Raw genomic sequence first — 23,388 nt, 5'->3', positions numbered from 1 at the left:
TTCTCACCGACTCATCCGCGAATCGCCGTGACGACCCTGTCTCCGACCCACAACGCGCCGAACGCGAACGCGGTCAGCACGAAGTGGTTGCCGACCAGACTCGCCACGATGCCGATGGAGTAGGCCGCGCTGTCGAGTTCCAGAGCGGGCGGGGTGCCGCGGTACCACTGCATCGCGTACCACGCCGCGAGCACGACGGCGCCGAAGTGCGGAGCGCGCCGGACGCCCGCCGCGGCGACGCTCGACCCTTCGAACTCCCGGAAGGCGTCGGCCCGGAAGATGAAGGGTACGTAGAGGAACACGAGCGCGTAGACGAAACTCGACCCGAGGACGCTCTCTGCGCCCTGCGCGTACCGGCCGACGATGACGAGGACGACAGAGACCACGAGCGTGACGAACGAGTACATGAAGACCGCGTACCCGAACACGAGGAGGTACGCGCCGTGGCGTCTCGCTCGTTCGGTACACCGGTAGGAGTTCCGGACCGCCACCGACGACGTGAGCAGGAACAGCAGCAGGATAGCGCCGACCGACCCGGTCGCCGCCCCGGTTTCGGCGGCCGACTGCTGGAACTTGATGAGGTACACCGAGAGCGCACCGAAGATGCCGATGACGGTGAACAGTTGGTGGTTGGACTCCAGAAACTCCTCTATCGACGGCGGTCGCTCGTCGCCGGCCTCACCGTGTATCTGCGTGGCGAGTTCGCCCCAACGACCCATGCGTAGACGACGCTAATCGGCGTGTATAAACCCGGCGTAACCGAGATAGTACAGGTCAGATTCGGGACGTGTACCCGAATGGAGAACCTCGAACGGGCCGATACGAGTGGCGATGGCACCGGTCGCGTCCACGCCGTCTGTGGCGGGCGACACGACGAGTTACGTCTCTCTCGGCAGGAAGCGGAAATATCACACAGAACGTGATAACCCGTAATTCGTAATACTGGGACGTATACGAGGGAATAACTATCACACTTGGCAGAGAAGATGTTCCAGAAACGTGGCAACTATGGGGGTCAGTACTTCACTCCGACGATTAGCGGAGTTCGCCGAACGACTCGAAGAATCGGAACCGGAGATTACGGAGCTACAGTCGCGCAACGAGGCCACCAACCACGGCCTCGAAGCCGACGTATCCGTCGAGCTACCTATTCAGGCCGACGCGGACGATATCGCCGAGTTATCGGTGACCAACGCGGCGTTGACGGACGAGGGTGCTATTTCGATTCGGGTCGCGGCGGCTTTCGACTGTGCAGACGAGGGCGCTTCGGATATCGAGGCGCTTCCGTCTACGGTCGGGGTGGCTTCGCCGACTGCTGTCGAGGACGGTCCGGAAAGCGATATCGAAGACGCGTCCCCGACAGACGCCGAGGAGGCCTCACTGACGGCTGTAACGGCTGATACCGACGAAACGGCGAACGGGGTCACGGACGGCGGGACGGCTATCGTCTCGACGCCCGACTCGGACGAGACCGAACTTCGTGAGCGACCTCCCTACAAGGACCCCGAGCGGCTGGCGGAGGTGTACGACTCCGAGAGTACGTTTCCGGAGATGCGCGACGAGTTAGGAGTAGACGTGACGCCGAAGACAGTTCGCCACTACATGGTCGAGTACGGTATCCACGACCCCGAGACGCTACCGCCGAGCCACGACGATGACGGTTCGAAACCGACGTACAAGGACCCCGAGCGGTTGGCGGAAGTGTACGACTCCGAGCGTACGTTTCCGGAGATGCGCGACGAGTTAGGGGTGGACGTGACGCCGAAGACGGTTCGTCACTACATGGTCAAGTACGGTATCCACGACCCCGAGACGGACTCGTCTGGAGCGCCAACCGCTGACTCGTCCGACGAAACCGGCCCCGAACTGGCGGCCGAAGGTACAGACGGCGATTCGACGCCGGACGGCGATACGATTTCGGACGACAGCGTACCGGATAGCGGCGACGTCGCGGCCGAAATCGCCGAGTCGGTAGAACTCCCCGACGACCTCTCGGTGGTCGGCGTCACCGAGGCGGTTTGTACCGCAAAGACGCTCTACGAGGTCCAACGAGAGTTGGGAATCGACCGCGAGCAGACCTATCGACTGCTCTCGGAACTGAACCTGTTGGAACTCGTCCACGGCCGGGTTTCGACCGTCTCGGCGCACTCCCAGTCGCGCAAAACGGTCGAGCGCCGGATTCGAGAGGCGGTGACGAACGCGAACCGGAGCGATTAGTCCGAGGACGCCTCGGCCGAACCCGTGGCCGAGTCTGATTCGGAGTCGGCGGCCTCGGGGTCCTCGCCGCGGAGCAGTCGCTCGGCCCTGTCGCGGTCCTCGGGATAGCCGACGTCCACGCGCCACCCGTCCATCCGGATGGCGTCGATGGTGCGACCGCTCTGGATGAGCAGGTCGATGGCCTCGCTGATTTCGTACTCTCCTCGATTCGAGGGCTGAACCAGATGGCAGGCGTGGAAGATGGCAGGCGTAAAGGTGTAGAACCCGGTCATCACGAGGTTGCTCGGCGGGTCCTCGGGTTTCTCGACCACGTCGGTTATCTCGCCGTAGTCGTTCGTGTCGCACACCCCGTACCGGTCGGCCTCCTCGTAGGGAACTTCCTCGGTCAGGAATGCAGCGTCAGCGCGGTCCTCCTGCTGGCGGTTTATTACGTCGCCGAGGTTCGCGTCGAAGACGTTGTCGCCCAGCATCAGCATGAAGTCGTCGTCGATGTGTTCCTCGACGGTCAGCAGCGCGTGTGCCAGTCCCTTCTGCTCGCGCTGGTGCGAGTAGGTGATCGGCACGCCCTCGTACTCGTCGTCGTAGTGTTCGATGATGTCTTGTTTGCGATACCCGACCACGACCACGAACTCGTCGGCCCCCAGTTCGGCCAACTGCTCGAAGCAGTGGGTCAGAATCGGTTCTCCGTCTATCTCGACCATTCCCTTGGGCTTGTCGTCGGTCAGCGGCCGGAGACGAGTGCCCTTTCCAGCGGCTAGAATAACAGCTTTCATTTCCCATTCCCCACAGATACGACCACTCTCTCTTTTAAAAAACCCGTTGCTCGTTGAACGTTTGAATTACCGGAAACGACGCGGTTGTGACTGCCTAACGCGTCGCCTTCGCCCGAAGGACTAAGCGCTCGTGTTCCCAACCAACCCGCATGTGGCCTTGGGGGCATCTCGCTGTCGGCTATCTGTTGTATTCGGCCTTCGTCCACGTTAGCGCCCGGCGCGCACCCGACGGGTACGCGACCGTCGCACTCGCGCTCGGGACGCAGTTCCCCGACCTCGTGGACAAACCGCTCGCGTGGACGTTCGGCGTCATCCCGAACGGGCGGTCGCTGGCCCACTCGCTGATTATCGCAGTCGTTTTCCTCGCAGTACTGTCGGTCCTGTTGCGTCTGCTCGACCGCGGCACCGTGGCGTCGGCGTTCGCCATCGGCTACCTCTCGCACCTCTTGGGCGACGCGCTCGACCCGCTGCTCGCGGGCGACGTTTACCTGCTCGGCTTCCTCGCGTGGCCGCTGGTGCCGGCGATAGATTACGGGACCGAACAGAGCTTCGTGGCCCACCTGCAAGAACTCTCGCTGGCCGCGCTCGCGAGCGACGAGGGACTGTTCGCTCTTCTGACGTTTTGTCTCTGGCTCTACGACGGCGCGCCCGGCGTCCGGGTCGTCGCGGCGATTCCGCGATGGGTCGGTCGCCGTCTCTCGGTCTGATACGCTGAGAACCGGTCTACCGGCCGCCAGCGGATTTATACCATTCGTCGTAGAGTATTCGCCGGGGGAGAAAAACAGTGAGTCACAAGCACGCAGCCTTGGCTATCGTACTCGTTTTGGGAACAGCTTTCGGGGGAGTGACAACCACGCTCGGGGCGACGGGTCCGGACGCGGCGGACGACGCGTCGCCGTCGAGCGAGGTGTTACGACAGAATCAGACGGTAGCGAACACGTCGGTCACGTTCGAGAACCAGACCACGAACGGGACCGTCGTCACGATTTCGCAGGTGAACCTGACCGACGGGGGCTTCGTCGTCGTCCACGACACGAGCCTCCTCAACGGGTCGGTTCTCGGTAGCGTCCGCGGGGTCTCGGAGTACCTCGAACCGGGAACCCACGAGAACGTCCAGGTGAGGCTCGACGAACCGGTCGACGAGTCCCAGCGCCTGCTCGCGCTCGCCTACCGGGACACGAACGACAACCAGAGCTTCGACTTCGTGGCGACGCAGGGTCAGGAGGACAGCGCCTACACCGTAGAGAATCAGGTCGTCGCGGACGAGGCCACGGTGACGGTCGAGGCGTCCACCGAGACCACGACCACCACGACGGCGGAGCCCGAGGAGACGACTACGACGGAGGTCCCCGAGACGGAGACCACGACGGAGGAGCCGCCCGAGACGGAGACGACAACGACGACGGAAGAAACCGAGACGACCACGGAAACGACGACGACCGAAAAGACGACTGAGACGACCACGACCACCGAAGAACCGACCGAAACCACGACTGAGAAGCCGACCGAGACGACGACAACGACGAAAGAGGCTGGACCGTCCGTGCCGGAGCAGACGGTCCGGTTCCACATCGACAGCGTCCACGTCAACGAGTTCTCGTTCGTCGTGGGCAACCCCGACGACGTGGACCGCACGGTCGTCGTGGAGAACGTTTCGGTCAGCGACCAGACGGTCCGCGTGGACCTCACGAAGATTCTGAGCGGGGCTTCGCCCGCCGAGAGCGTCGGCGAGGCCGCGACCGAGGAGCGACAGATTGCTTCCTCGGACCTGCAGGACGTTCGGTTCGTCTTCCGGAACGTGTCCGTCCAGAACGTCGAGTTCGTCGTGACCGCGCCGAAGGGCGTGGAGTTCAACGTGCCCGACGAGATGATGCCCGAGACGACGGTGGTGTCGGAGACGACTACGACGGAGGAGACGGAAGCACCGACCGAAACCACGACGGAAGAGACGGAAGCACCGACCGAGACGACGACTGAGAAGCCGACCGAGACGACGACCACTGAAACGACCACTACCGAGGAGACAGAAACGACCACGACAGAGGAAACCGAGACGACCACGACCGAGGAGACGGAAGCACCGGACGAAAAGACGACCACGGAAGAACCGTCCGCCGAGGAGCCGTCGCTCCGCGTGCCCGCGCTCACAGCGCCCGGAACGATAGTCCTGAACGAGGGCACGCTGGTCGTGAACGCGGAGGTCAGCAACCCGAGCGACCAAGTCGTGACCGACACCGTGGAGTTGCGCATCGACGGTGACCTCGTGGCGGAGCGCCGCGTGAAGGTTGACGCCGGTGAGAGCGTGTCGGTCCAGTTCAGCGTGTCGAAGTCCGACCTCGGCCTCGAACCGGGCGAGACGTTCATCGACGTGCTGACCACCGACTTCGGCAAGTCCGTCGAGGTGACGGTCCGAGACGGACCGGAGGAGGACACCGAGAACGGTAGTTCGAACTAATCGAGCGACGAGTCGAACCGCCCGCGCCGGGCCGACTGCTCGGCCGGGCGCGGCCGCGTCACCTCGCGGCGGTGAAGGTTCAAAGAATTCTCTCTTTTTACAAGCAGACCATAAAGTTCATAGTCGCCGGTCGAAGCCTTTCGACTGCGCATGGCACGCGAGCAATTCAAAGCAGACGACGAGGCAGAGACCTCCCTACTCGACCGACGCTCCTACCTGAAACTCGCCGGGTCCGCCGCGGCGGCGGTCGCCGCGGGTTCCGGCGGGGCCACCGCGGCCGAATCGGCCGGGTTCGGCGAGGGCGGCTACGGCCAAGTGGCGTTCGGCGGCGGGGCCGCGGAGTCCGCGCCCACCGTCCAACGGTTCGACGTCTCGAAGAGCGAACAACTCGGCGACGACCGCATGTTCTCGGTGAAGTGGGCCGTCGCCGACACCGACGCCGACCTCGACGTGGTTGAGGTCGTCGTCCACGAGGGCACGGCCGACGTGAACTTCTCGGTGACGGACGTGAGCGGCAAGTCGGCCTCCGGATGGGACCTCTTCCAGTTCCCGGTCGGCAGCACGCTCGACGTGACGATTCGCGCCAAGGACGCGGGCAATCGGGTCGTCAAGCAGTCCCAGTCCATCACGCTGTAATCCCCGCAGCGCTCTCAGTTCACTCCCCGACGGGGTCTGCGCCCGCAGTTCGCCCCGCGTCGTCGAGATACGACGCGGTGCAGTCGAGGCAGAACAGCCGTTCGTCAGTCTCCTTCGATGCCGTCCGGAGGTCCACCGAAGTCCGAGACAGCGAGACGTGGTGGTCGCGCTCCGGGTCGAGCGGACCCCCGCATCGAGCGCACGCGTCGGTGTCGGTTTCTCCCATCGGGACGAGTCCCAACGTTGCGCCACAAAAAGCTTCGTCCGGAAGTCCCGCTTTCTCTCTCTCGCTTCCTCTCGCTCTCGGTTCTCCCTCTCTTCTCGCTTTCTGGAGGAGAAGTCGAGCGGAGTCTACGCCTTCTGTCCTCTCGCTCTCACCGCGCCAACTGGTCGATGCCGACCGTCCGGAGCGTCCGCCACCCGGCGACCGCGGCCGCCAGCGTCCCGATGACCAGCGCGATGGCTCCGCCGAGCGCGAGGACCGACATCGGTGCCTGCACCAGTCCCTCGAAGCCGACGATTTCGGCCGCGACGAAGTTGAGGGCGACCACGAACGGCGGCGTCACGGCGACTCCGAGAATTCCGCCGAGCGCGCCGAGCAGGACGCCCTGCCCGGAGACCATCGCCACCAGCGTCTTCGGGGAGACGCCGAGCGCTGTCAGCGCCGCGAGTTCCTCCTTCTGCTGGAAGACGACGATGGAGAGGACGTTGAGCGTCAGCGCGAACCCCGCGACCACCGCGAGAACCACCAGCGCGCCGCCGACCGCGATGACCACCGCGTTGTGCTGGAGGACCGCGCGCATCTGTTCGTCGTTCGTCCGAATCGTGTAGTCGGGGTACTTCTGCTGGAGGCGCTGTTCGACCGCGCTCACGTTCGCGCTGTCCTTCAGGTTCACCGTGATGAACGTCGCCTTGTCGGTCCCGGTGGTGCCGGTGACCTGCTGGAGTTCGCTCAGGTGCATCGTGGCCGTCGGCGCGCCCAGAAAGCTGGAGAACGTCGGCGAGATGCCGATGACCGTGAAGTTGTGTTGCTTCGCGGTCTCGACGGACCCGCCGATGTGGAGCGTGTCGCCCACGCCCACGTCGAACATCTCCGCGGTCCGGGTGTCGATGATGACCGAGTAGGTCATGTTCCCGTCGTAGTCCCCGCCCGCGTAGTGAACGTCGTGGGTCTGGAACCCCTCGCCCTCGGTGATATCGACCGCTCCGCCGCCGCCGGGGACGCCGACCCCGACGAGCGTCTGCATCTCTCCCGACCCGTTGCCGACGTACACCGCCCTGAACGCCATCGGCACCGCCGACTCGACCGTCTCGCGAGACTCGATGTTCCCTGCCGTGATGTGGGAGTCCGTGATGGACGTGCCGAACCCGCCGGGACCCTCCGAGAGCGACCCGCCGGTGACCCAGAGGTCCCGCCCCGAGGCGTCGAACTTCTGCTGGCCGGTCTCGAAGACGCCGTAGCCGAGACTCGCCAGCAGGGTCGTCGAGAGAACCGCCACCGCGATGCCGACCACCGCGAGCGCGGTCCGCGCGCGGTCGTGGCGGAGTTGGGCGGCCGCGACCGAGGCCGCGACACGGAGTTTGCTCATCGGTCCACCTCCGCGGCGGCCCGAACTGGGCCGCCGAGACTGGCCGACTCCGGCGAAGTTCGCTCACCGAATCACCTCCGAGACGCCCTCGGTGCGTCGCTCCATCGCGAGGATGTACGGCGCGACCAGTATCCCGATGAACGCCGAGACGCCGAGACCGTAGACCACCAGCAGGGGGTGGAAGTTGGCGATGGGGACCGGCGCGATGGCGCGCGTGGCGGCGTAGTTCGTCACCGCCGTCGTCCCGTAGGCGAGGACGATTCCGAGCGCGCCGCCGACGAGCGTGAGCGCCAGCGCCTGCACGACGAGCAGTACCGCGCGTGCGCGCCGCGAGAACCCGATTGCGGTCAGCGTCGCCAACTGCTCGCTGTCGGCCTCGACCTGCAACCCCTGCGTGGTCGCGACGAACAGCGTCCCGACCACGATGGCGATGAGCAGGGCCGCGAGTCCCATCGCCAGCGGGAGGTCCGAGTCCACCGACTTCTGGGCGGTGAACCCCGACCGCGTCACCGCGCTCGCGCCGTCGAACCGGGTTTCGAGCGACGACTTGAGATTCCCGACGTTCGACTGGACCAGAATCTGGTCGGCTTGGTCGCCCGAACTCGCGCCGGTTATCGCCTGCAACTCGCTGAGGTGGACGAGCATCACCGGCATTCCCGAGAGTCCGGACTCGACGGCGGCCTGCTCGACGGCGGTCACCTGCAACTTCCGCTCGCCCGACCCCGAGACCGCGCCGCTGACCGAGAGGTTGGCGCTCTCGTTGACGCCCAACTGCTCGGCCGCGCCCGCCGAGAGGACGGCCTCGCCGGTCCACGTTCCGTTGTAACTTCCGTTCGCGTAGTACGGGTCGCCCGCCGAGAGCGACCCGGTCGGGAGTCCGGCGACTCGGTCGAGTTTCGGCGACCCGACGACCCCGACCCCGAGGACGTACTCGCCGCCTCCACCGCCTCCGTCGCCCGACTTCACCTGTAACACCGAAATCTGGACCGGCGTGGCGTACTCGATGCGGTCGTCGGCGTTCAGCGCGGCGCTCTTGTCGTGGACGCCGCCGAGTTGGGCCGACGCGGTCGAGACGACCATCGTCGAGGCACCGCCGGACTCGGGCACGACCCAGTAGTCCACAGCGTCGCCCCGGACCGTGGTCCCTTGCACGAGGCCCAGACCGGTCGCGGTCACGACCAGCATGAGCGCGACCGCGATGGCCACGCCGAGGACGCTGACCGCGGTCTGGCGCGGCGCGGTCCGGGTCGCCTTCGTGGCGGTCCGCCGGAGCGCGACCCCGACGAGACCGACCCAGCGCGAGAGGCTACGCATGGTCCCTCTCAATCATCCTTCACCTGCCCGTCGCGCAGGCGGATGACGCGGTCGGTCCGGTCTAACGCCTGCTCGTCGTGGGAGGCCAGCACCACCGCGCGGTCCTCGGCGAGGTCCCCGAGCAGGTCAAGGATGACCCCGCCGGTGTCGGTGTCGAGTTCGCCGGTCGGTTCGTCGGCGAAGACGACCAGCGGGTCGCCCGCCAGCGCCCGCGCGACCGCGACCCGCTGTTGCTCGCCGCCGGACATCTCGCCGGGCCGGTGGTCCTGCCGGTCGCCGAGGCCGACTCGCTCCAGCAGGTCGGCGGCCTCCTCGCGGCGCTCTGACTTGCCGAGGCCGCGCTCGACCAACGGGAGCGCGACGTTCGCGCGCGCCGACAGCGACGGCAGGAGGTGGAACCGCTGGAAGACGATTCCCACCTGCTCCAGTCGCAGTCGCGTGAGTTGCTTCTGGGAGAGCGACGACACCTCCTCGCCCGCGAGCGTGACGGTCCCCTCCGTCGGCGCGTCCAGCCCCGACAGCAGGTGGATGAGCGTGGACTTCCCGCTCCCGCTCGGTCCAGACAGGCCGACGAACTCCCCGCGCTCGATGGCCAGCGACACGTCTTCGAGCGCCGTGACCGTCGGGCGGTCGTCGCCGCCGTCGCCGAACGAGAACCACCCGCCCCCGCCGCCGCGTTCGTACCTGCGGGTGACTCGGTCGCACTCGACGACCGCTTCGCTCCGGTCCGATTCCTCCGTCGCTGCTCGTGTACTCGCGTCCATCTCCCCCACCAGAACGGACGTGTAGAAGACCCGGACACACTTATCGTTTCAGGCTCTACGCTCCGCTTACTCGTGAAACCAACCGTTTCAAAAATCGAGCGGGTCGGTCAACGCCCCGCTACGTCGCTCCGTCGGTTCTCGTTTCGTCGGTTGCGGTACCTGCTCCGTCGGTCTCCGCTATAGGACCTCGCCGGTCTCCGCTCCGCCGCGTCAGCGGTCGGTTACTTCGACGACCACGCCCGAGGGAATGTCCACCTCGATGAGGTCCCCCGAGAACGCGAACTTGTCGTTGCCCTTGCCGACCGTGCCGTTGACCCGGACCCGGTCGCCGGCTTGACTCACGAGGTCCACGGCCGCACCGCCGTCCTCGTTGGGTTCCAGTTTCCGGAAGTCGCCCGTCACCTCGATGACGTAGTTCATCTGCTCGTCGGTGTCGGGACTGGAGATGGTCACCATCTTCGGCAGACTGCCGCCGTCGCCGCTGTCGCCGCCGTCCGACCCGTCACCGTTGCCCGTCGTGTCCTCGACCACTTCGCCGTCTACCTTCACGGTCCCGGGACCGTCGACCTGCAGGTCGGCGATTTCGCCGGTCCAGATGAAGCTGTCACACCGCCCTCCGGCGGTCGCGCCCTCGGCGTAGTCGTCGCCGACCTCGTCGGAACTGTCGCTCTGGTAACTGCCGCCCCGCATCAGTTCGCCGGTCACCTCCACCCGGTAGCTGAACGTCTCGTCTCCGGCCGCGCAGAACGTCACCTCGCGTTTTTCGTCGCCGACGTCGCCGCCGTCGCCCGACGACTCCGCGACGACTTCGCCGTCGACTTTCAGTTGCCCCGGCCCCTCCAACTCGTGGCTGGTGATTTCTCCCTGGAAGAGGAAACTGTCGCAGCGCTTCTGGGAGACCGCTCCCTCCACGTAGTCGTCGCCGACTTCGTCCCAACTGTCGCTCTGGTAGGTCCCCCCGCGCTTGACGGCACCGCTGACCTCGACGCGGTAACTGAACGTTTCGCTCCCGCTCGCACAGAGGGTCATCTCGGTCCATTCTGCCGCGCTCGCGGTGCCGGTCAGTCCGGCCCCGACGAGGCCCGCGGCGGCCGCGTTCTTCAGCATCGTTCGGCGATTCATCCACCCGCTCGTTCGACCTGCTTCGTCCGAATCGGTCATTTCTTTACCCCGACAGTAACGATAGCGTCGAGCGATGTGAACCCGGCCGTTGCTTTGCCGGGATTTCGCCGCCTTAATCCAGATTTACCGAACAAATCCGTCGTTTCCCCGACCAACGTCTCGTGGAGCGACTCGCCGTGTCGCTTTGGCCGAGCTTATTTCGTGACCGCGAAAGCGAATGTTCCCGCGAGCGAGACGTCCCCGCGAACGGCGCGCACGCGGGTCGGAACCGGGTAGCCGCTACCTGCGCGAACCGGGACATAAGTTTTCCCACAGCTACACCGCCGGTTCGTCTGTCACCGCGTCGCCCGAACCAGTTTTCCGAATCGAGGCCGTCAGAAACCGTAAGTGGGGTGTTTCAAATGGGAACGAAAGACCGCTGGTACGAGAACGCGACGTTCTACGCCATCGACGTGGAGGCGTTCGCCGACGCCGAGGGCGACGGCGTGGGCGACTTCGGAGGCCTGACCGACAGACTCGACTACCTCCACAGTCTCGGCATCGACTGCATCTGGCTGCTGCCGTTCTACCCGTCGCCGAACCGCGACAACGGCTACGACGTGACCGACTACTACGGGGTGGACGACCGCCACGGCACGCTCGGGGACTTCGTGGAGTTCGTCCGCGAGGCCGACCGCCGGGGGATTCGGGTGATAATCGACCTCGTGGTCAACCACACGTCCGACCAGCATCCGTGGTTCCGGCGCGCCCGCGAGGACCCCGACTCGAAGCACCGCGACTTCTACGTCTGGCGCGAGGACCTGCCCGACGAACCCGACCCGCACCGCGGGCCGGTGTTCCCCGGCGAGGAGGACAACGTCTGGAGCTACGACGAGGAGGCCGAGGCGTTCTACTACCACCGGTTCTACCACTACCAACCGGACCTCAACCTCGCAAACCCGGCGGTCCGCGAGGAGATTCGCAAGATAATGGGGTTCTGGCTCGAACTCGGCGTCTCCGGGTTCCGGGTGGACGCCGCCACGCTGATGATAGACAACAAGGGCGGTCTCGAGTCCACGAAACTCGACGACCCTCACGGCGTCCTCCGGGACATGCGCCACTTCGTGGAGCGCCGGGGCGACGACGCCATCCTCTTCGCGGAGGCCGACGACGCGCCCGAACACCTCGGCGACTACTTCGGCGGGACGACCGGCCGACCCGCCTCGGCGGCCGAATCGAGCGACGAACTCGGCGAGGGCGACGAGATGAACGTCCTGCTCAACTTCCTGCTCGACGCCTACCTCGTGTTAGCGCTGGCCGAACGGGAGGCCGACCCGATTCGGGAGGTGCTGGACCTGCTCCCGCCCACGCCGGAGGGCGGTCAGTGGGCCAACTTCCTCCGGAACTACGACGAACTCAACGTCGGCCGCCTCTCGGCGGCCGACCAGCAGACGGTGTTCGACCAGTTCGCGCCCGACGAGGAGATGCGCATCTACGGTCGGGGCATCCGCCGACGCCTCGCGCCGATGCTCGACGGCGACGGCGACCGCCTGCGGTTGGCCTACAGTCTGCTCTTCTCGCTCCCCGGCGCGCCCCTGCTGGTCTACGGCGACGAAATCGGGATGGGCGACGACCTCGACCTGCCGGGCCGGAGCGCGGTCCGCACCCCGATGCAGTGGTCCGACGAGCGCAACGCCGGGTTCTCGACGGCCGACCCGGAGGACCTCGTGCGCCCGGTCGTCGCGGGCGGCGAGTACGGCTACGAGAGCGTCAACGTCGCCGACCAGCGCGGCGACCCCGACTCGCTGCTCCAGTGGTTCTCGCGCCTGACCCGCCTGCGCTCGGAGTGCCCGGAGATAGGCAACGGGGACTGCGAGATTCTGGACGTCGACGACCACGCGGTGTTCGCCCATCGGATGACCAGCGACCACGGGTCGGTCGTCGCGGTCCACAACCTCGACGAGACCGAGACGGCGGTGTCGCTCGAACTGCCCGGCGAACCGACCCGGCTATTCGGCGAGGCGGCGTTCGAGCGAGTTGACGAGGGCGGCGCGGCGTTCGAGGGCGGAGAGGAAGGTGAAGATGGCTCTACCGAAGGAGTAGCCGTGGCTAACACTGACGGAGGGAGCGACGACGAAGGCAGAGACGGGTCCAGCGAGTGGCGATTCGAGCTAGACCGATACGGATTCTGCTGGATGCGGGTCGAGTCGGGAGTGTAGCGCGGCGAGCGTCGGGTCTGGCGTCGCCCGGAAGGTCGTGAGCGCCGAACGCGGCGACGAAGTCTCGAAACGCCGGTCGTCGCGTTTCCGTATTTCCGTCGTCCCGTCGCAATCACCGACTCGCGTACCGCCGGCTACCGTCGTAATTCCGAAAAGAAAAACACCGATTTAGCCCCTTCCCGCCTCGTCACCGCGATTGGCGCCGACCGCTCAGTACCCGTCGCCCAACTCGTCTTCGAGCAGTTTGACGTTGCGCATGTTGGCCTTCCACACCGAGTCGAACAGCGTCCCGATGACCGGAATCGACCCGATTACGGCGTCGAGACCGACGTTGAACAGCATCTTCATCACCGTGTCGCGCGACGCTCCCATCTGGGCGCCCTCGGCGACGATGTAGAGCGAGATGGCCGCCGAGATGGCGTCACCGCCCACCGGCAGGATGCCGAGGATGGGGTCCAACCCGACGCTGTAGTTGACGACCGGCAGTTCGATGGCCTCGTCCAGCAGGTCGGCGACGGCCCGCACGCGCTCCATGCCCGGCGGTTCGTCCTCGACCGATACCTCGATTCGCTCGCCGTATTCGTCGGGTTCGTTTTCCATGAGTGTGATTGAGGGTTCGAGCGGGGAAAGGCTTGCTGGCCTTCGAATCCGCGCCGTCGAGGGTTCTGTCGGCGTCTCCCGCAAATCACCGGTATCCCAGCTTCTCCAGTCGCCGCTCGACCGCCGGACTGACCGACCGGGTCACGTCGAAGTCCTCCCAGTTGTCCGGTAGACTCGCCAGCAACTCCTCGCGCTCGCGGACCGGAATCGTCCGGAACTCCTCGCCCGGTTCCGACTGCTCGACGCGCGCGGTGTAGGTCACGTCGTCGGCCTCCGACCGGATGACCTTCGAGTCGCCCCGGTAGGCGGCCTTGCGCTCGACGCCGAACCGCGCCGCCTCGCAGACGGCCGTCCGGTCGGCGGGAATCTCGGACTGCCACGGCCGCCCCGTGGCCTCGTCGGTGAGTCGGGAGTCGCCGACCGTCTCCTCCAGAATCGTCGGCGCGAGGTCCACGAGACTCGGCCACCCGCCCTCGGGGAGCAGCGTATCTGCGTTCGAGTCCTCGGGGTCCGAGACGCCGACCGGGACGCGGGCCACCACGTCGAACGGAGTCCCGCCGTGGCCGACGTTGCCCCGGTAGCCGCTCCCGCCGTTCGGCCGCGAGTCGGTGATGCGGTTGGCGCGCTCGTAGTGTTCGCCCTGCCCCTCGCCGTGGTCGCCGACCACGACCACCAGCGTGTCGTCGCCGACCACCGAGAGGAGTCGGTCGAGTTGGTCCTCCACGTAGTCGAGCGCCGCCCGATACTCGGCGAATCGCTCGCGCTGAATTCGCCGGCAGCTCTCGCACCCGTCGAACTCGACGCACATCTCCACCTCGTCGAACACTCGCGTGTCCACGTCTCGGGCCTCCAGATACTCGTCCGGGATGCGAATCGGCTGGTGGAGGTCGCCGAGGTGGAGGTAGCCGAACGTCCGGTCGCGGCCGCCTCGCCACGAGACGTAGTCCGAGAAGAGATTCTCCGCGAGGTCGTTGCCGTAGAGCCGATGGGTCTGATACCAGCCCCGGAGCGCGGTGAACGGGACGACGAACGCGAACCCGCCGTAGGTGTCGTAGCCCGCCGCCTCCATCTCGGCCGGGAGCGTCGGCCGGTCGTCCACCTGCCGGGGCATCGCGTACTCCTCGGCGTCGGGCCGGGTGTGGGCCGACGCGCCGTGTTCGCTCGGGTAGACCCCGGTGTGCATGCTCGTCACCGACGGGAACGTCCACGTACTCGGTGCGATAGCGGTGTCGAACGGCATTCCGACGCTCGGAACGTGGTCGGGTCGGAGCGCGTCCACGACCACCGTCAGCACGTGGTCGGGCGCGTCCTCGCGCCGACGGGCGGTTCGGGTCGGGGGAACGTGGCGCTGGTCGGCGCGCTTCGACTGGTACCAGTAGTACAGCGGTTCGGCCGAGGCTTGGACCGTCTCGGGGATGTGGTCGTAGAGCGCCCAGACTAACTGCATCGAGAGAGGAGTGTCGCTGTTCCCGTACATTCTCAGCACTGTTTCCGCCGCTGAAGCCATAAACCGGGGCTACCGTTCAGCACCGACCGGTTCGCCAACGCGCTGTTACTGCGATTAGTTGGTTGGTACGCCTCGGCGCGCCCGGCCCGTTCGAGGGCGTGCCCCCTCGGAACCTCGTCTGCTGTGGCTCGCGACCTACTTCTCGAGGGTGTCGCTGTGTCGCCGGTAGAGCGTCCGCGCCGACCGGTAGACCGGCCACCGAATCGGTGCGGTCCCCTTCTCCCACTCGTAAATCGGTTCCAACTCCGCGCCGAACTTCTGCTTGTAGTTGAAGGTGCCGTTCGCGTAGTTGGCGTTCGTGCTGCCGAAGTCGAAGCGCTCGTACCCGTTCTCGATGCCCCACCGGAGCGCGTGGTCGTGCAGGAGCGTCGGCGACGAGTACCGGAAGTACTCCTCGTCCACGCCCGCGAAGAAGTAGTGGAGCGCGTCCCGGTTGTCGTCGCGCAGGTAGAGGTGTTGCCCGGCCTCCGCGCCCTCGACGTACGCCGTGAAAATCTGAATCTGGTCGGCGAGGTGGTCGCCGAGTTGCTCGAAGAACGCGACGGGGAACGGCGACCCGTCCACGTGGCTCATCGTCTTCAGGTACTCGTCGTGGAACGACCGCATCGTCTCGCGGTCTATCTCCTCGGACTCGACCTCGTACTCTATCTCCTTGGCGTCCCGAATCTCCTTCCGGCGCTCCTTGTCCATGTCCGCGAGGATGCGGTCGTAGTCGTCGAGTTCGAGCGCGAACCGGCAGTAGAGCAGCGACGGGCGGTACCCCCACTTGCGGAGGGTCTGGGCGTACTGGACGTGGTTCGAATCGAGGATGCGCATGCGGTGGAACACCGACCCCTCTCGGTGGACTCGCTCCAGCGTCTGGCGAAGCGCACCGAGGACCCGGTCTTTCTTGCCCATGATGAGCGGCCCGCCGAACCCGGGGGTGACGGAACTCAACTGCGTGGCTCCGACCGCGCTCGCGTCCACCGGGAGGTCCACGGGCAGCGCGATGTCAGAGACGAAGTTGGGGAGCACCGCGACCGGGTTGCCGTTCTTCCGGATGACGACGTGCCGCGGGGTCCGGTCGAGCGCGCGTTCGATGGCCCGGAGCCACCCCGACTGCTGGAAGATAGTGCCGCACTCCGACTGGGCGACGACGTTGTCCCACTGGTTCTCGTTGACCGCGTCGATGCTGTCTACGACGTTTGCTTGCAGTTTCGTCATGCTGTCTCGAATCGTCGAGCGTAGTTCGGGTTCATCCGTCAGTTCGCAGAGAGAGGTCGCGGAGCGTCTGGAGCGTGCTGTACGTCTCGGAGGCGAGTTTCGCGGTCAGGTTGCGTCGCTCGGCGAGGTAGACCGGTTTCGGCTCCGGCCCGAACTTCGCCTTGTACTCGCAGAGCCGCGGGAGCATCGCGCCCACGAGGTCGTAGCGAGAGAGGTCCCGGTCGACGGCGTCCCGAATCACCCGCCAGTCGAGCAGGTCGTTGACCGGCAGGTCGACCCTCGGCCGCGGCCCGCCCTGCCACCGGTACACCGTGTCGCCGTACTCGAGCGCGACGATGCCGCTGGCTATTTCGCCGTCCACCTCGCAGACGTAGGGCCGGACCGCGTCGTCGCCGAGCGTCTCGTGAAGGTCCGCGACGAACGCCGTATCGAGGTAGTGGTCCTCGCCCTGTTCGGCGTAGCGCCGCCGGACGAACGAGACTATCTCCCGAATCTCTTCGACGCCGCCCTCTCGAATCTCGTACCGCGACTCGTCGGTGTTGCGGACGTTGCTCCGGGCGTCGCTGCTGAACTGGGCCAGCAGTTCGTCTTCGCCGGGGTCGAGGTCGAGGACGTAGGTGTAGGAGGGCCGCACGTCGAGTCCGTGATTGACCAGCGGGCGAACGTCGTCGTACCGGTCGGTCGTCGCTATCTTGAGGTAGTCGGGGTCGAGCATCTCCTCGACGAACTCCATGCACCCCGACAGGAACTCCCGGTGGCGCTTCTCGGCCTTCCGCTGTTTGAGTTTCCGGTGGTTCAGCAGGGCCGGCCCGGTGTTTACCTCGACGCCCGGCGGTTGGGACGCGGCGACCCAGAGCGGCCCGCGTTCGAGACCGAACACCGGGAAGACGCCCACCGGTTCCTGCCCGACGTAGCCGACCAGCGTGTGGAGCGTCGCGTCGAAGTGTTCGGCCAGCGTGGTCAGCGCGTCGTACTGGTGGAAGAACCCCGTCTGGGGCGACCGGTCCACGCAGGAGTCCCACTCGTCGGCGTCCGAGGTCGTTTCGACGCGCACCGTCATCGGTGCTGCACGCTCCCTTCGGGAAGCGTGCGGGCGTCGCGCGGCGGTTCGACGCCCAGCACGTCGTAGTACGTCGCGGTCGTCTCCTCGACGGTCCGGTCCCACGAGTAGCGCTCGGCGACGAGCGAGCGACCCTCGGCCGCCATGCGCTCGCGGCGCTCGTCGTCCGCCAGCAGTTCGCCGACCGCGGACGCCAGCAGGTCCGGCGACTTCGGCGGCACGGTCAGGCCCACTCCGTCGAGGACCGATTCGAGCTGCGGCAGGTCGGTGGTCACGACCGGGGTCTCGCAGGCCAGCGCTTCGAGGACGGTCCGCGGGAACCCCTCGTTCAGACTCGGCAGGACGAAGACGGTGGCCTCGCCGTACTCCTCGGGGAGTCGGTCCTGCGAGAGCCACCCGGTGAAGGTCACGCGGTCGGCCACGCCGCACTCGGCGGCGTACTCCTCGAGCGACTCCCGGAGCGGGCCGTCGCCGACTATCCTGAGCGTCGCGTCGGGGAACTCCTCGCCCAGTTCGGCCATCGCCCGCAGGAGGACCCGGACGCCCTTGCCGGGTTTCAGTCGCCCGACGAACAGCAGCGTGTCGCCGTCGCCTCCGCGTTCGCTTTCTTCCCTCCCCTCGTCGCTCTGGCTTGCTTCGACCGGCCGGAACCTCGTGCAGTCGATGCCGTTCCGGACGACCGACACCGGGGTCTCGACCCCGTAGGACTGCAGTCGGTCGCGGTCGGTCTCGGAGTAGCAGAACACCCGCTCGGCCGCGTCGAACGTCTTCCGGCCGACGGTGTAGAGGTACGCCTCCTGCACCGTCTGATTCGCCGACTGCGAGAACAGGCCGTGGTTGGTGACGACCAGCGGTACGTCGGTCAGCGCGGCCATGGCCGCGGCCACGTTCGACGAGAAGAACAGGTGCGAGTGGGCGTGAACCACGTCGTACTCGTCGGCGAGGTCCCACAGCGATTTCGCGACGCCCGGCACGATGCTGTTGTCCACGGGCCTCGCCACCTCGCGGTGGCGCTTCAGCGCGTAGCCGTCCCGGACTTCGGTGCGCGGGAGCGACCGGTCGCCGTGGTCGGACGTCAGAACCGTCACGTCGTGGCCCATCTCGGCCTGCTTCTCCGAGAGGCTGTGGACGTGGAGGCCGAGTCCGCCGGGGACCTCCGGGTGGATGTCGCTGCTCACGCGGAGAATCCGCAGTCGGCCGTCGTCCCGTATCGGTCGCGTCGGTCGGGCCGAGTCGGTCCGTCCCGACTCGCCCCGTCGCCTCGGTTCGTCTCGTCGCGTCGATTCGACCTCTCCTCTCGGTGCGTCGCGTCGCTGTGTCCGTTCTCGGCTGTCGGTCATCGTTGTGGCTGCTCTCGCTCGTCGGCGCTCTGGTTGTCTCCGCTCGCGTCGCCCGGCATCGGCGCTCGCCCGCCGTCCGCCGGCATATCGCTCTCCCCCGGCGTTCGCCCGTTACCCAGCGCGACGGCCCGCTCGCGCCGCCGGGCCGCGCGCTCTCCCTCCGTCGGGGTCCCGGCGTCGCGCGCCCGGCCCCGGTCGTCGGTCCCTTCGCGGGACGACTGGTTCAGCAGACCTCGGGCCACCAACTGGACGATGCGCCCGAGGACGGTCACTCCGTGGCGGACCGGGTTGTACGTCTGGCCGTTGCGAACGTCGTACTGTACCCGTATCGGGCGCTCCGCGATGGTCAGGTCGTTGCGGTTCGCGGCGTCTAGCATCTCTGTCTCGACGGCCATCCCGTTCGTCCGGATGGTGATGTCCTCGACGGCCTCCGGGGAGAGCGCCCGGAACCCGCTCTGTGTGTCCGAGACCGAGACGCCGAACAGAAACGAGATGCTCTGGTCGAGGACTCGCTGGCCGAGACGCCGGTAGAGCGGCGTCTCGGTCCCCATCCCCTGCCGGAGGTACCGGCTCCCGATGACCACGTCGGCGTCGCCGTCGAGGACCGGTTGAACGACGGTGGGGATGTCTCGGGGAAGGTGCTGTCCGTCGCCGTCGAGCAAGACGAGCGCGGAACACGACCGCCGCTCGGCGTAGTCGAGCAGACTCCTCAGGGCGGCACCTTTCCCTCTGTTCGCGGAGTGACGGATGACGACTGCGCCTTCCCGTTTCGCCTCCTCCGCGGTCCGGTCGGCGCTCCCGTCGTCCACGACGACGACTTCGTCGACGTACTCGGTCGTCATGTCTACTATCTGTCCTATCGTCTCGCCCTCGTTGTACGCCGGGATGCCCGCGACGATAGGGTCGGTTTCCCGCGCGTGCGCAGACTCCAGGTCGACAGCGGGGACGACGTACGAGTCGCGCTCTCGAAACGTCGAGATACTTCGCGTGTAGTCGATTCGGCCGGTAGACTCCTCGGAGAGTATAAGTCCGGGGAACTCGGCGTCGCGCGCGGCAGCAGCCAGCGCGACCCGCAGGTCGTCGACCTTGTGGTCGCCGTCGCTCTCGTGCGGTCGGACGACGGTCCCGTCCAGTTGCCGGACGAGTTCGGCCGACTCCTCACACCCGGGCGCGACGAAGACCTCGTAGCCGAGGTCGCTGGCCCGCCGTATCGCTCTCTCGATTGACTCCTTGTTCGACTCAGTCGCTATCAGACCGACGGCCGGACGCGTATCGCGTCGATTACGCTCGGCACGCTGTGGGCCTGATGGTAGTACCCCCATTTCCCCATCTCCTCGCCTGAAAGGAGGGTTCTTGCTTCCTTTGTTATCTGCCCGTTATTATTTGCGCTCAAAGAGTATAACAGCCGACAAATACTCGGAATTTCGGATTTCCGTTGGGTATTCCCCCGTTTCCGATTCTTTCCGTCGCTTACCGCCGTCTGGAAACCACCGGTTTCGATTCGCGACCGCACGCGCTCGAACACGGCGCTGAAGCGGAACGGCGCGGTTTCCTCACTGACCGCGGCCCGTCGGAGAGCCGACTCGGACCGTTATTGGCTCGTTAGTGCGGTCGTTGCGTCCGTTACCGACAGTGTCAGATTGGGGGAAAACCCGGATGTGGGTCTTTCCCACAGTCAATTCCGGTCTGACAGGAGGCCCCGCGAGAGTAATCGCTCCGCCCTGCTCCCGGCGGGCACTACGTATAAAGGTGAGGACGATGTGTACGGTATCTATGGATACGCTCGCAGAGGCGCTCCCGTACCATCCGAATCTAATTATTAAAAAGTTAAACAGTCTCTACCACACCCGCATGGACCGACGCGAGTACAACACGGACGGGACGAACATCTTCGCCGAGGACTGGGACAACCTCGTCATCCTTGACGCCTGCCGCGACGACCAGTTCCGGATGTCGAACACGCTCTCGGGGGAAGTCGAGACCAAGATATCGCGCGGGTCGAACACCTCGGAGTTCCTCAAGGCCAACTGCAACGGACAGGACCTCGAAGACACGGTCTACGTCACGGCGAGTCCCATCTACTACTACCATCAGGACGCCATCGACGCCTCCTTCCACGAAGTCATCAACGTCTGGAACGAGGCGGGGTGGCACGAAGACGTCAAGACGGTCCTCCCGGAGACGACGACCGAGTACGCGCTCGACGCCTACGAGGAGTACCCGAACAAACGGCTCCTCGTCCACTACATCCAGCCACACTACCCCTTCATCGAGTCCGACACGGAGTTCGACAAGAAACAGCTCCACGACGGCGCGGAGAAGGACAAGAGCTTCTGGCACGAACTCAACAACGGCCAACTCGATATCTCGCGTCGCCGACTCTGGGACCTCTTCGAGGAGAACCTCGAGCGCGCCCTCCCTCACGTCGAGGAGTTGGTCGAGGAACTCGACGGCCGGACCGTCGTGACCTCGGACCACGGCAACATGTTCGGCGAGCGCAGTTCCCCGATTCCGGTGCCGTTCTTCGGCCACCCGCCCAAACTTTACACCGACCAGTTGGTACGAGTGCCGTGGCTGGTCCGCGAGTCGGGAGACCGCAGAAACATCGTCGCGGGCGAGTCGCGCGCCGACACCGACAGCATCGACGACGAAACCGTCTCGGAGCGACTCGCCGACCTCGGCTACGTCGAGATGTGACCGCCGGTCGTCGGTGACCGCCGGACCGACGTGTTCGTCGGGGACGCGACTTCCGGGCGTTACAGTTTCTTCGCGGTCACGGACCCGTTCTCGACCACGATGTCGTGGAGCGACCCGTCGCTCTGGTCGGCCACCGCGAGTCGATTGACGCCGTAGAGTCGACCCTTGCCCTCGTCCAGCACGAACCCGCCGTCGTGGCTCTTGTCGGCCGCGACGGTCGGGTTGCCGGAGATGTGGCCGTTGTCCTTGTGGTTGAACTTGATGGTCCCGTCGTCCATGTTGTAGGCTTTGCCGCTGACCGACCCGGAGACGCCGCTGCCGGACTCCCAGTACTGGCCGTTGTGCTTGACCTTGATGCCCCAACCGCCACCGTTTACCTTGACGCGAACCGCACAGATTTGGCCGTTGTAGGCCGTCATCGCGTTTCCGCTGGTGTTGATGTTACAGTCGATGATACCCACCCGGTTGGTGTTGTACACCGAGAAGGCCGTGTTCTCGTCGTCGTAGGGGCTGACGCCCGTGAACTCGATACCGCGGATCTGCGTCACGCCGACGCCGCCGGTCGCCATGAACGAGTTCACCTTCACGTTCGACGGCGAGTTCGTGTCACCGGTAATCTGGATGGGAATGCGCTCGCCCCGGTCGCCCTGCTCGGCCCAGTTGGACATGTAGGGCGGGAGGAGAATGTCCTCGTCGTACGTTCCGCCCTTCACTCCGATGTCGATGGGGTGTTGGACCAGCCACGGCACCTCGTTGTTGATGGCGGCCTGAATCGACTCGTAATCGCCGCCACCGCCCGAGTCCACCGTGACGCCGACGCTGCCCGTCGTCGTGAGCGGTCGGTCGCCCTCGTTGGTCTGGGACGTGGTCTGTCCGTCGCTGGAACCGGGGTACGGAAGCTTCGTCCACTGACTACCGTCGCCGATGAACCGCTCGCCGGAGTCGGTCGCGAGGAACTTCGCGCCCTGCTTGGGCTTGTACTGCGAGCGATTCTGGGCGGCGTCGCGGATCTCGACGTCGGCGTCGAGCGCCGCGAAGTTCTTGTTGATCGGGATGTGCCAATCGTTCGCTCCCTTCGAGGGAGTCTGATATTCGTGGTTGTCTGTCATAGATACCAACTCGTTCGACCCGCCGCCGGACGCCGGGCGCTCTCCCACTCGCCCCACAGTCGTCTCCCGCGAGGAGGGCTTCGGCGTACCCGGACGGTCCGTGACGGGGCCACGGGAACTGGATTTGCAACACCTCTTCATCAATCTTCCGTAACAGCAACCGGATATTTCGGCATCTGGAGATATTACTGGCTTAACGTAGGAAATTGGGCCATAATACCTAGACTTCCTAGACTAGACTCTTTCTTTCGCTCTGGGCTTGGACTGGTCTCGCGGTGACGGGCCGAGAACCGGTTTCGACCGCGCTCGCTTCCGGTCGGGCGGCGCGAACCGCCGGCGCCCGGCCGGTACTTACATAGAATTACGGAGCATACGGTCTGTGTCGATGCTCCGACGCCACGAGTTCGTTCTCGCTCACGTGTCGTGGATGCTTCTGGGCGTGTTGGGACTCACTCTCTTCGGACTCATGTCGCTACAGGCGTTCGCGTTCGTCTCGTTCGTCGGGTTTCTCGGGTTGGTGGCGCTCACGGCGCCCGCGACCCGGTCGCCGGAGTGGCGACGCCGCCTGAAGTGGTTCGTGGCGCTGGTCGTGGTCGTGTTCGGGTACGCGGTCTTCCGTCGGGTGATGGGGAAACTGTGACCCGACTCGCGGTAAGCCGTGGCAGGCGGTCGGCCTCGGGCCTTGTCCGGACTCGACGTGGACGGGCCGCCACCTTCCGTCGGCGGTTGGTCGGTCCGCGACTCGCGCATTGGCCTCGTCCGACCGACTCGCGGCGCCTCGGAGGCGGATACGAGGTGGCAAAC

General features: G+C 65.9%; 21 protein-coding genes. 7 read left to right on the top strand and 14 right to left on the bottom strand.

The annotated features are described in order from the left end of the window. Positions 1-11 precede the first annotated feature (11 nt). Positions 12-719, bottom strand: coding sequence for a hypothetical protein (locus tag M0R89_RS19310; RefSeq protein WP_248652346.1), 708 nt, complete (start codon positions 717-719; stop codon positions 12-14). A 289-nt stretch (positions 720-1,008) separates the two neighbouring features. Here M0R89_RS19310 and M0R89_RS19305 point away from each other — a divergent pair, with 289 nt between their 5' ends. Continuing rightward, positions 1,009-2,217: a DUF8073 domain-containing protein gene (locus tag M0R89_RS19305; RefSeq protein WP_248652345.1), complete on the top strand. Its 1,209-nt coding sequence runs from the start codon at positions 1,009-1,011 to the stop codon at positions 2,215-2,217. Here the strand turns inward: M0R89_RS19305 and aglF are convergent. Beyond that, a complete protein-coding gene (aglF, locus tag M0R89_RS19300) occupies positions 2,214-2,990 on the bottom strand; it encodes a UTP--glucose-1-phosphate uridylyltransferase AglF (RefSeq protein WP_248652344.1) in 777 nt (258 codons plus the stop codon). The two genes, M0R89_RS19305 and aglF, sit on opposite strands and share 4 nt — an antisense overlap. 149 nt (positions 2,991-3,139) lie before the next feature. Between aglF and M0R89_RS19295 the strand changes: the two genes are divergently transcribed. The 3 genes from M0R89_RS19295 to M0R89_RS19285 all read left to right on the top strand — a co-directional run bounded on the left by M0R89_RS19295 (position 3,140) and on the right by M0R89_RS19285 (position 6,081). Beyond that, entirely contained in the window at positions 3,140-3,697 is a 558-nt protein-coding gene (locus M0R89_RS19295; RefSeq protein WP_248652343.1) for a metal-dependent hydrolase, read from the top strand. Between the two features lie 137 nt (positions 3,698-3,834). After that, positions 3,835-5,445 carry a DUF7282 domain-containing protein gene (locus M0R89_RS19290; RefSeq protein ID WP_248652342.1) on the top strand — a complete coding sequence of 537 codons (1,611 nt, stop codon included), beginning with the start codon at positions 3,835-3,837 and terminating at the stop codon, positions 5,443-5,445. Positions 5,446-5,595: 150 nt separating this feature from the next. Then, the gene (locus tag M0R89_RS19285) at positions 5,596-6,081 is read left to right on the top strand and encodes a hypothetical protein (RefSeq protein ID WP_248652341.1); all 486 of its coding nucleotides are present in this window, start codon (positions 5,596-5,598) and stop codon (positions 6,079-6,081) included. A 19-nt stretch (positions 6,082-6,100) separates the two neighbouring features. Here M0R89_RS19285 and M0R89_RS19280 read toward each other — a convergent pair whose 3' ends face one another. The 5 genes from M0R89_RS19280 to M0R89_RS19260 form a co-directional block, all read right to left on the bottom strand. After that, positions 6,101-6,307: a hypothetical protein gene (locus M0R89_RS19280; protein ID WP_248652340.1), complete on the bottom strand. Its 207-nt coding sequence runs from the start codon at positions 6,305-6,307 to the stop codon at positions 6,101-6,103. 148 nt (positions 6,308-6,455) lie between these two features. Continuing rightward, positions 6,456-7,670, bottom strand: coding sequence for an ABC transporter permease (locus tag M0R89_RS19275; RefSeq protein ID WP_248652339.1), 1,215 nt, complete (start codon positions 7,668-7,670; stop codon positions 6,456-6,458). Positions 7,671-7,733: 63 nt separating this feature from the next. After that, on the bottom strand, positions 7,734-8,984 hold the full coding sequence (locus M0R89_RS19270) for an ABC transporter permease (protein ID WP_248652338.1): 1,251 nt from the start codon (positions 8,982-8,984) through the stop codon (positions 7,734-7,736). An 8-nt stretch (positions 8,985-8,992) separates the two neighbouring features. After that, entirely contained in the window at positions 8,993-9,748 is a 756-nt protein-coding gene (locus M0R89_RS19265; RefSeq protein ID WP_248652704.1) for an ABC transporter ATP-binding protein, read from the bottom strand. A 210-nt stretch (positions 9,749-9,958) separates the two neighbouring features. Continuing rightward, the gene (locus M0R89_RS19260; RefSeq protein WP_248652337.1) at positions 9,959-10,909 is read right to left on the bottom strand and encodes a hypothetical protein; all 951 of its coding nucleotides are present in this window, start codon (positions 10,907-10,909) and stop codon (positions 9,959-9,961) included. Positions 10,910-11,271: 362 nt separating this feature from the next. On the opposite strand from M0R89_RS19260, the gene M0R89_RS19255 reads away from it, so the two are divergent. Beyond that, on the top strand, positions 11,272-13,068 hold the full coding sequence (locus M0R89_RS19255; protein ID WP_248652336.1) for an alpha-amylase family protein: 1,797 nt from the start codon (positions 11,272-11,274) through the stop codon (positions 13,066-13,068). 210 nt (positions 13,069-13,278) lie between these two features. Here the strand turns inward: M0R89_RS19255 and M0R89_RS19250 are convergent, their stop codons facing one another. The 6 genes from M0R89_RS19250 to M0R89_RS19225 all read right to left on the bottom strand — a co-directional run bounded on the left by M0R89_RS19250 (position 13,279) and on the right by M0R89_RS19225 (position 20,100). Next, entirely contained in the window at positions 13,279-13,668 is a 390-nt protein-coding gene (locus M0R89_RS19250; RefSeq protein ID WP_248652335.1) for a DUF4112 domain-containing protein, read from the bottom strand. Positions 13,669-13,753: 85 nt separating this feature from the next. Beyond that, complete coding sequence (locus tag M0R89_RS19245) at positions 13,754-15,145, bottom strand: sulfatase-like hydrolase/transferase (protein WP_248652334.1); 1,392 nt, start codon at positions 15,143-15,145, stop codon at positions 13,754-13,756. Between the two features lie 165 nt (positions 15,146-15,310). After that, entirely contained in the window at positions 15,311-16,378 is a 1,068-nt protein-coding gene (locus tag M0R89_RS19240) for a GNAT family N-acetyltransferase (RefSeq protein WP_248652701.1), read from the bottom strand. Positions 16,379-16,409: 31 nt separating this feature from the next. Further along, positions 16,410-17,438: a lipid II:glycine glycyltransferase FemX gene (locus tag M0R89_RS19235; RefSeq protein WP_248652700.1), complete on the bottom strand. Its 1,029-nt coding sequence runs from the start codon at positions 17,436-17,438 to the stop codon at positions 16,410-16,412. After that, positions 17,435-18,616, bottom strand: a complete 1,182-nt coding sequence (locus M0R89_RS19230; protein ID WP_248652699.1) for a glycosyltransferase family 4 protein — start codon at positions 18,614-18,616, stop codon at positions 17,435-17,437. The genes M0R89_RS19235 and M0R89_RS19230 overlap by 4 nt, the downstream gene beginning before the upstream one ends. A gap of 158 nt (positions 18,617-18,774) precedes the next feature. Beyond that, on the bottom strand, positions 18,775-20,100 hold the full coding sequence (locus tag M0R89_RS19225; protein ID WP_248652698.1) for a glycosyltransferase family 2 protein: 1,326 nt from the start codon (positions 20,098-20,100) through the stop codon (positions 18,775-18,777). A 529-nt stretch (positions 20,101-20,629) separates the two neighbouring features. Here M0R89_RS19225 and M0R89_RS19220 point away from each other — a divergent pair. Beyond that, on the top strand, positions 20,630-21,475 hold the full coding sequence (locus M0R89_RS19220; RefSeq protein WP_248652697.1) for an alkaline phosphatase family protein: 846 nt from the start codon (positions 20,630-20,632) through the stop codon (positions 21,473-21,475). A gap of 59 nt (positions 21,476-21,534) precedes the next feature. Here M0R89_RS19220 and M0R89_RS19215 read toward each other — a convergent pair whose 3' ends face one another. Next, positions 21,535-22,584 (bottom strand): hypothetical protein, encoded by a 1,050-nt coding sequence (locus tag M0R89_RS19215; protein ID WP_248652696.1) that lies wholly within the window; start codon positions 22,582-22,584, stop codon positions 21,535-21,537. A gap of 385 nt (positions 22,585-22,969) precedes the next feature. On the opposite strand from M0R89_RS19215, the gene M0R89_RS19210 reads away from it, so the two are divergent. Then, on the top strand, positions 22,970-23,224 hold the full coding sequence (locus M0R89_RS19210) for a DUF8044 family membrane protein (RefSeq protein WP_248652695.1): 255 nt from the start codon (positions 22,970-22,972) through the stop codon (positions 23,222-23,224). The last annotated feature ends 164 nt before the right edge of the window (positions 23,225-23,388 follow it).

The sequence above is a fragment of the Halorussus limi genome, assembly GCF_023238205.1.
GTDB lineage: Archaea > Halobacteriota > Halobacteria > Halobacteriales > Haladaptataceae > Halorussus > Halorussus limi.
The sequence above is the reverse complement of the archived record's forward strand: the minus strand, read 5'-3'. Positions and strand labels throughout refer to the sequence as shown.

Coding starts and splice junctions, on each gene's coding strand:
- M0R89_RS19295 (WP_248652343.1), top strand. CDS start 3,140: ATGTGGCCTTGGGGGCATCTCGCTGTCGGCTATCTGTTGTATTCGGCC.
- M0R89_RS19270 (WP_248652338.1), bottom strand. CDS start 8,984: ATGCGTAGCCTCTCGCGCTGGGTCGGTCTCGTCGGGGTCGCGCTCCGG.
- M0R89_RS19240 (WP_248652701.1), bottom strand. CDS start 16,378: ATGACGAAACTGCAAGCAAACGTCGTAGACAGCATCGACGCGGTCAAC.
- M0R89_RS19255 (WP_248652336.1), top strand. CDS start 11,272: ATGGGAACGAAAGACCGCTGGTACGAGAACGCGACGTTCTACGCCATC.
- M0R89_RS19305 (WP_248652345.1), top strand. CDS start 1,009: ATGGGGGTCAGTACTTCACTCCGACGATTAGCGGAGTTCGCCGAACGA.
- M0R89_RS19215 (WP_248652696.1), bottom strand. CDS start 22,584: ATGACAGACAACCACGAATATCAGACTCCCTCGAAGGGAGCGAACGAT.
- M0R89_RS19260 (WP_248652337.1), bottom strand. CDS start 10,909: ATGACCGATTCGGACGAAGCAGGTCGAACGAGCGGGTGGATGAATCGC.
- M0R89_RS19220 (WP_248652697.1), top strand. CDS start 20,630: ATGGACCGACGCGAGTACAACACGGACGGGACGAACATCTTCGCCGAG.
- M0R89_RS19265 (WP_248652704.1), bottom strand. CDS start 9,748: ATGGACGCGAGTACACGAGCAGCGACGGAGGAATCGGACCGGAGCGAA.
- M0R89_RS19285 (WP_248652341.1), top strand. CDS start 5,596: ATGGCACGCGAGCAATTCAAAGCAGACGACGAGGCAGAGACCTCCCTA.
- M0R89_RS19210 (WP_248652695.1), top strand. CDS start 22,970: ATGCTCCGACGCCACGAGTTCGTTCTCGCTCACGTGTCGTGGATGCTT.
- aglF (WP_248652344.1), bottom strand. CDS start 2,990: ATGAAAGCTGTTATTCTAGCCGCTGGAAAGGGCACTCGTCTCCGGCCG.
- M0R89_RS19275 (WP_248652339.1), bottom strand. CDS start 7,670: ATGAGCAAACTCCGTGTCGCGGCCTCGGTCGCGGCCGCCCAACTCCGC.
- M0R89_RS19245 (WP_248652334.1), bottom strand. CDS start 15,145: ATGTACGGGAACAGCGACACTCCTCTCTCGATGCAGTTAGTCTGGGCG.
- M0R89_RS19250 (WP_248652335.1), bottom strand. CDS start 13,668: ATGGAAAACGAACCCGACGAATACGGCGAGCGAATCGAGGTATCGGTC.
- M0R89_RS19310 (WP_248652346.1), bottom strand. CDS start 719: ATGGGTCGTTGGGGCGAACTCGCCACGCAGATACACGGTGAGGCCGGC.
- M0R89_RS19235 (WP_248652700.1), bottom strand. CDS start 17,438: ATGACGGTGCGCGTCGAAACGACCTCGGACGCCGACGAGTGGGACTCC.
- M0R89_RS19225 (WP_248652698.1), bottom strand. CDS start 20,100: ATGGGGGTACTACCATCAGGCCCACAGCGTGCCGAGCGTAATCGACGC.
- M0R89_RS19280 (WP_248652340.1), bottom strand. CDS start 6,307: ATGGGAGAAACCGACACCGACGCGTGCGCTCGATGCGGGGGTCCGCTC.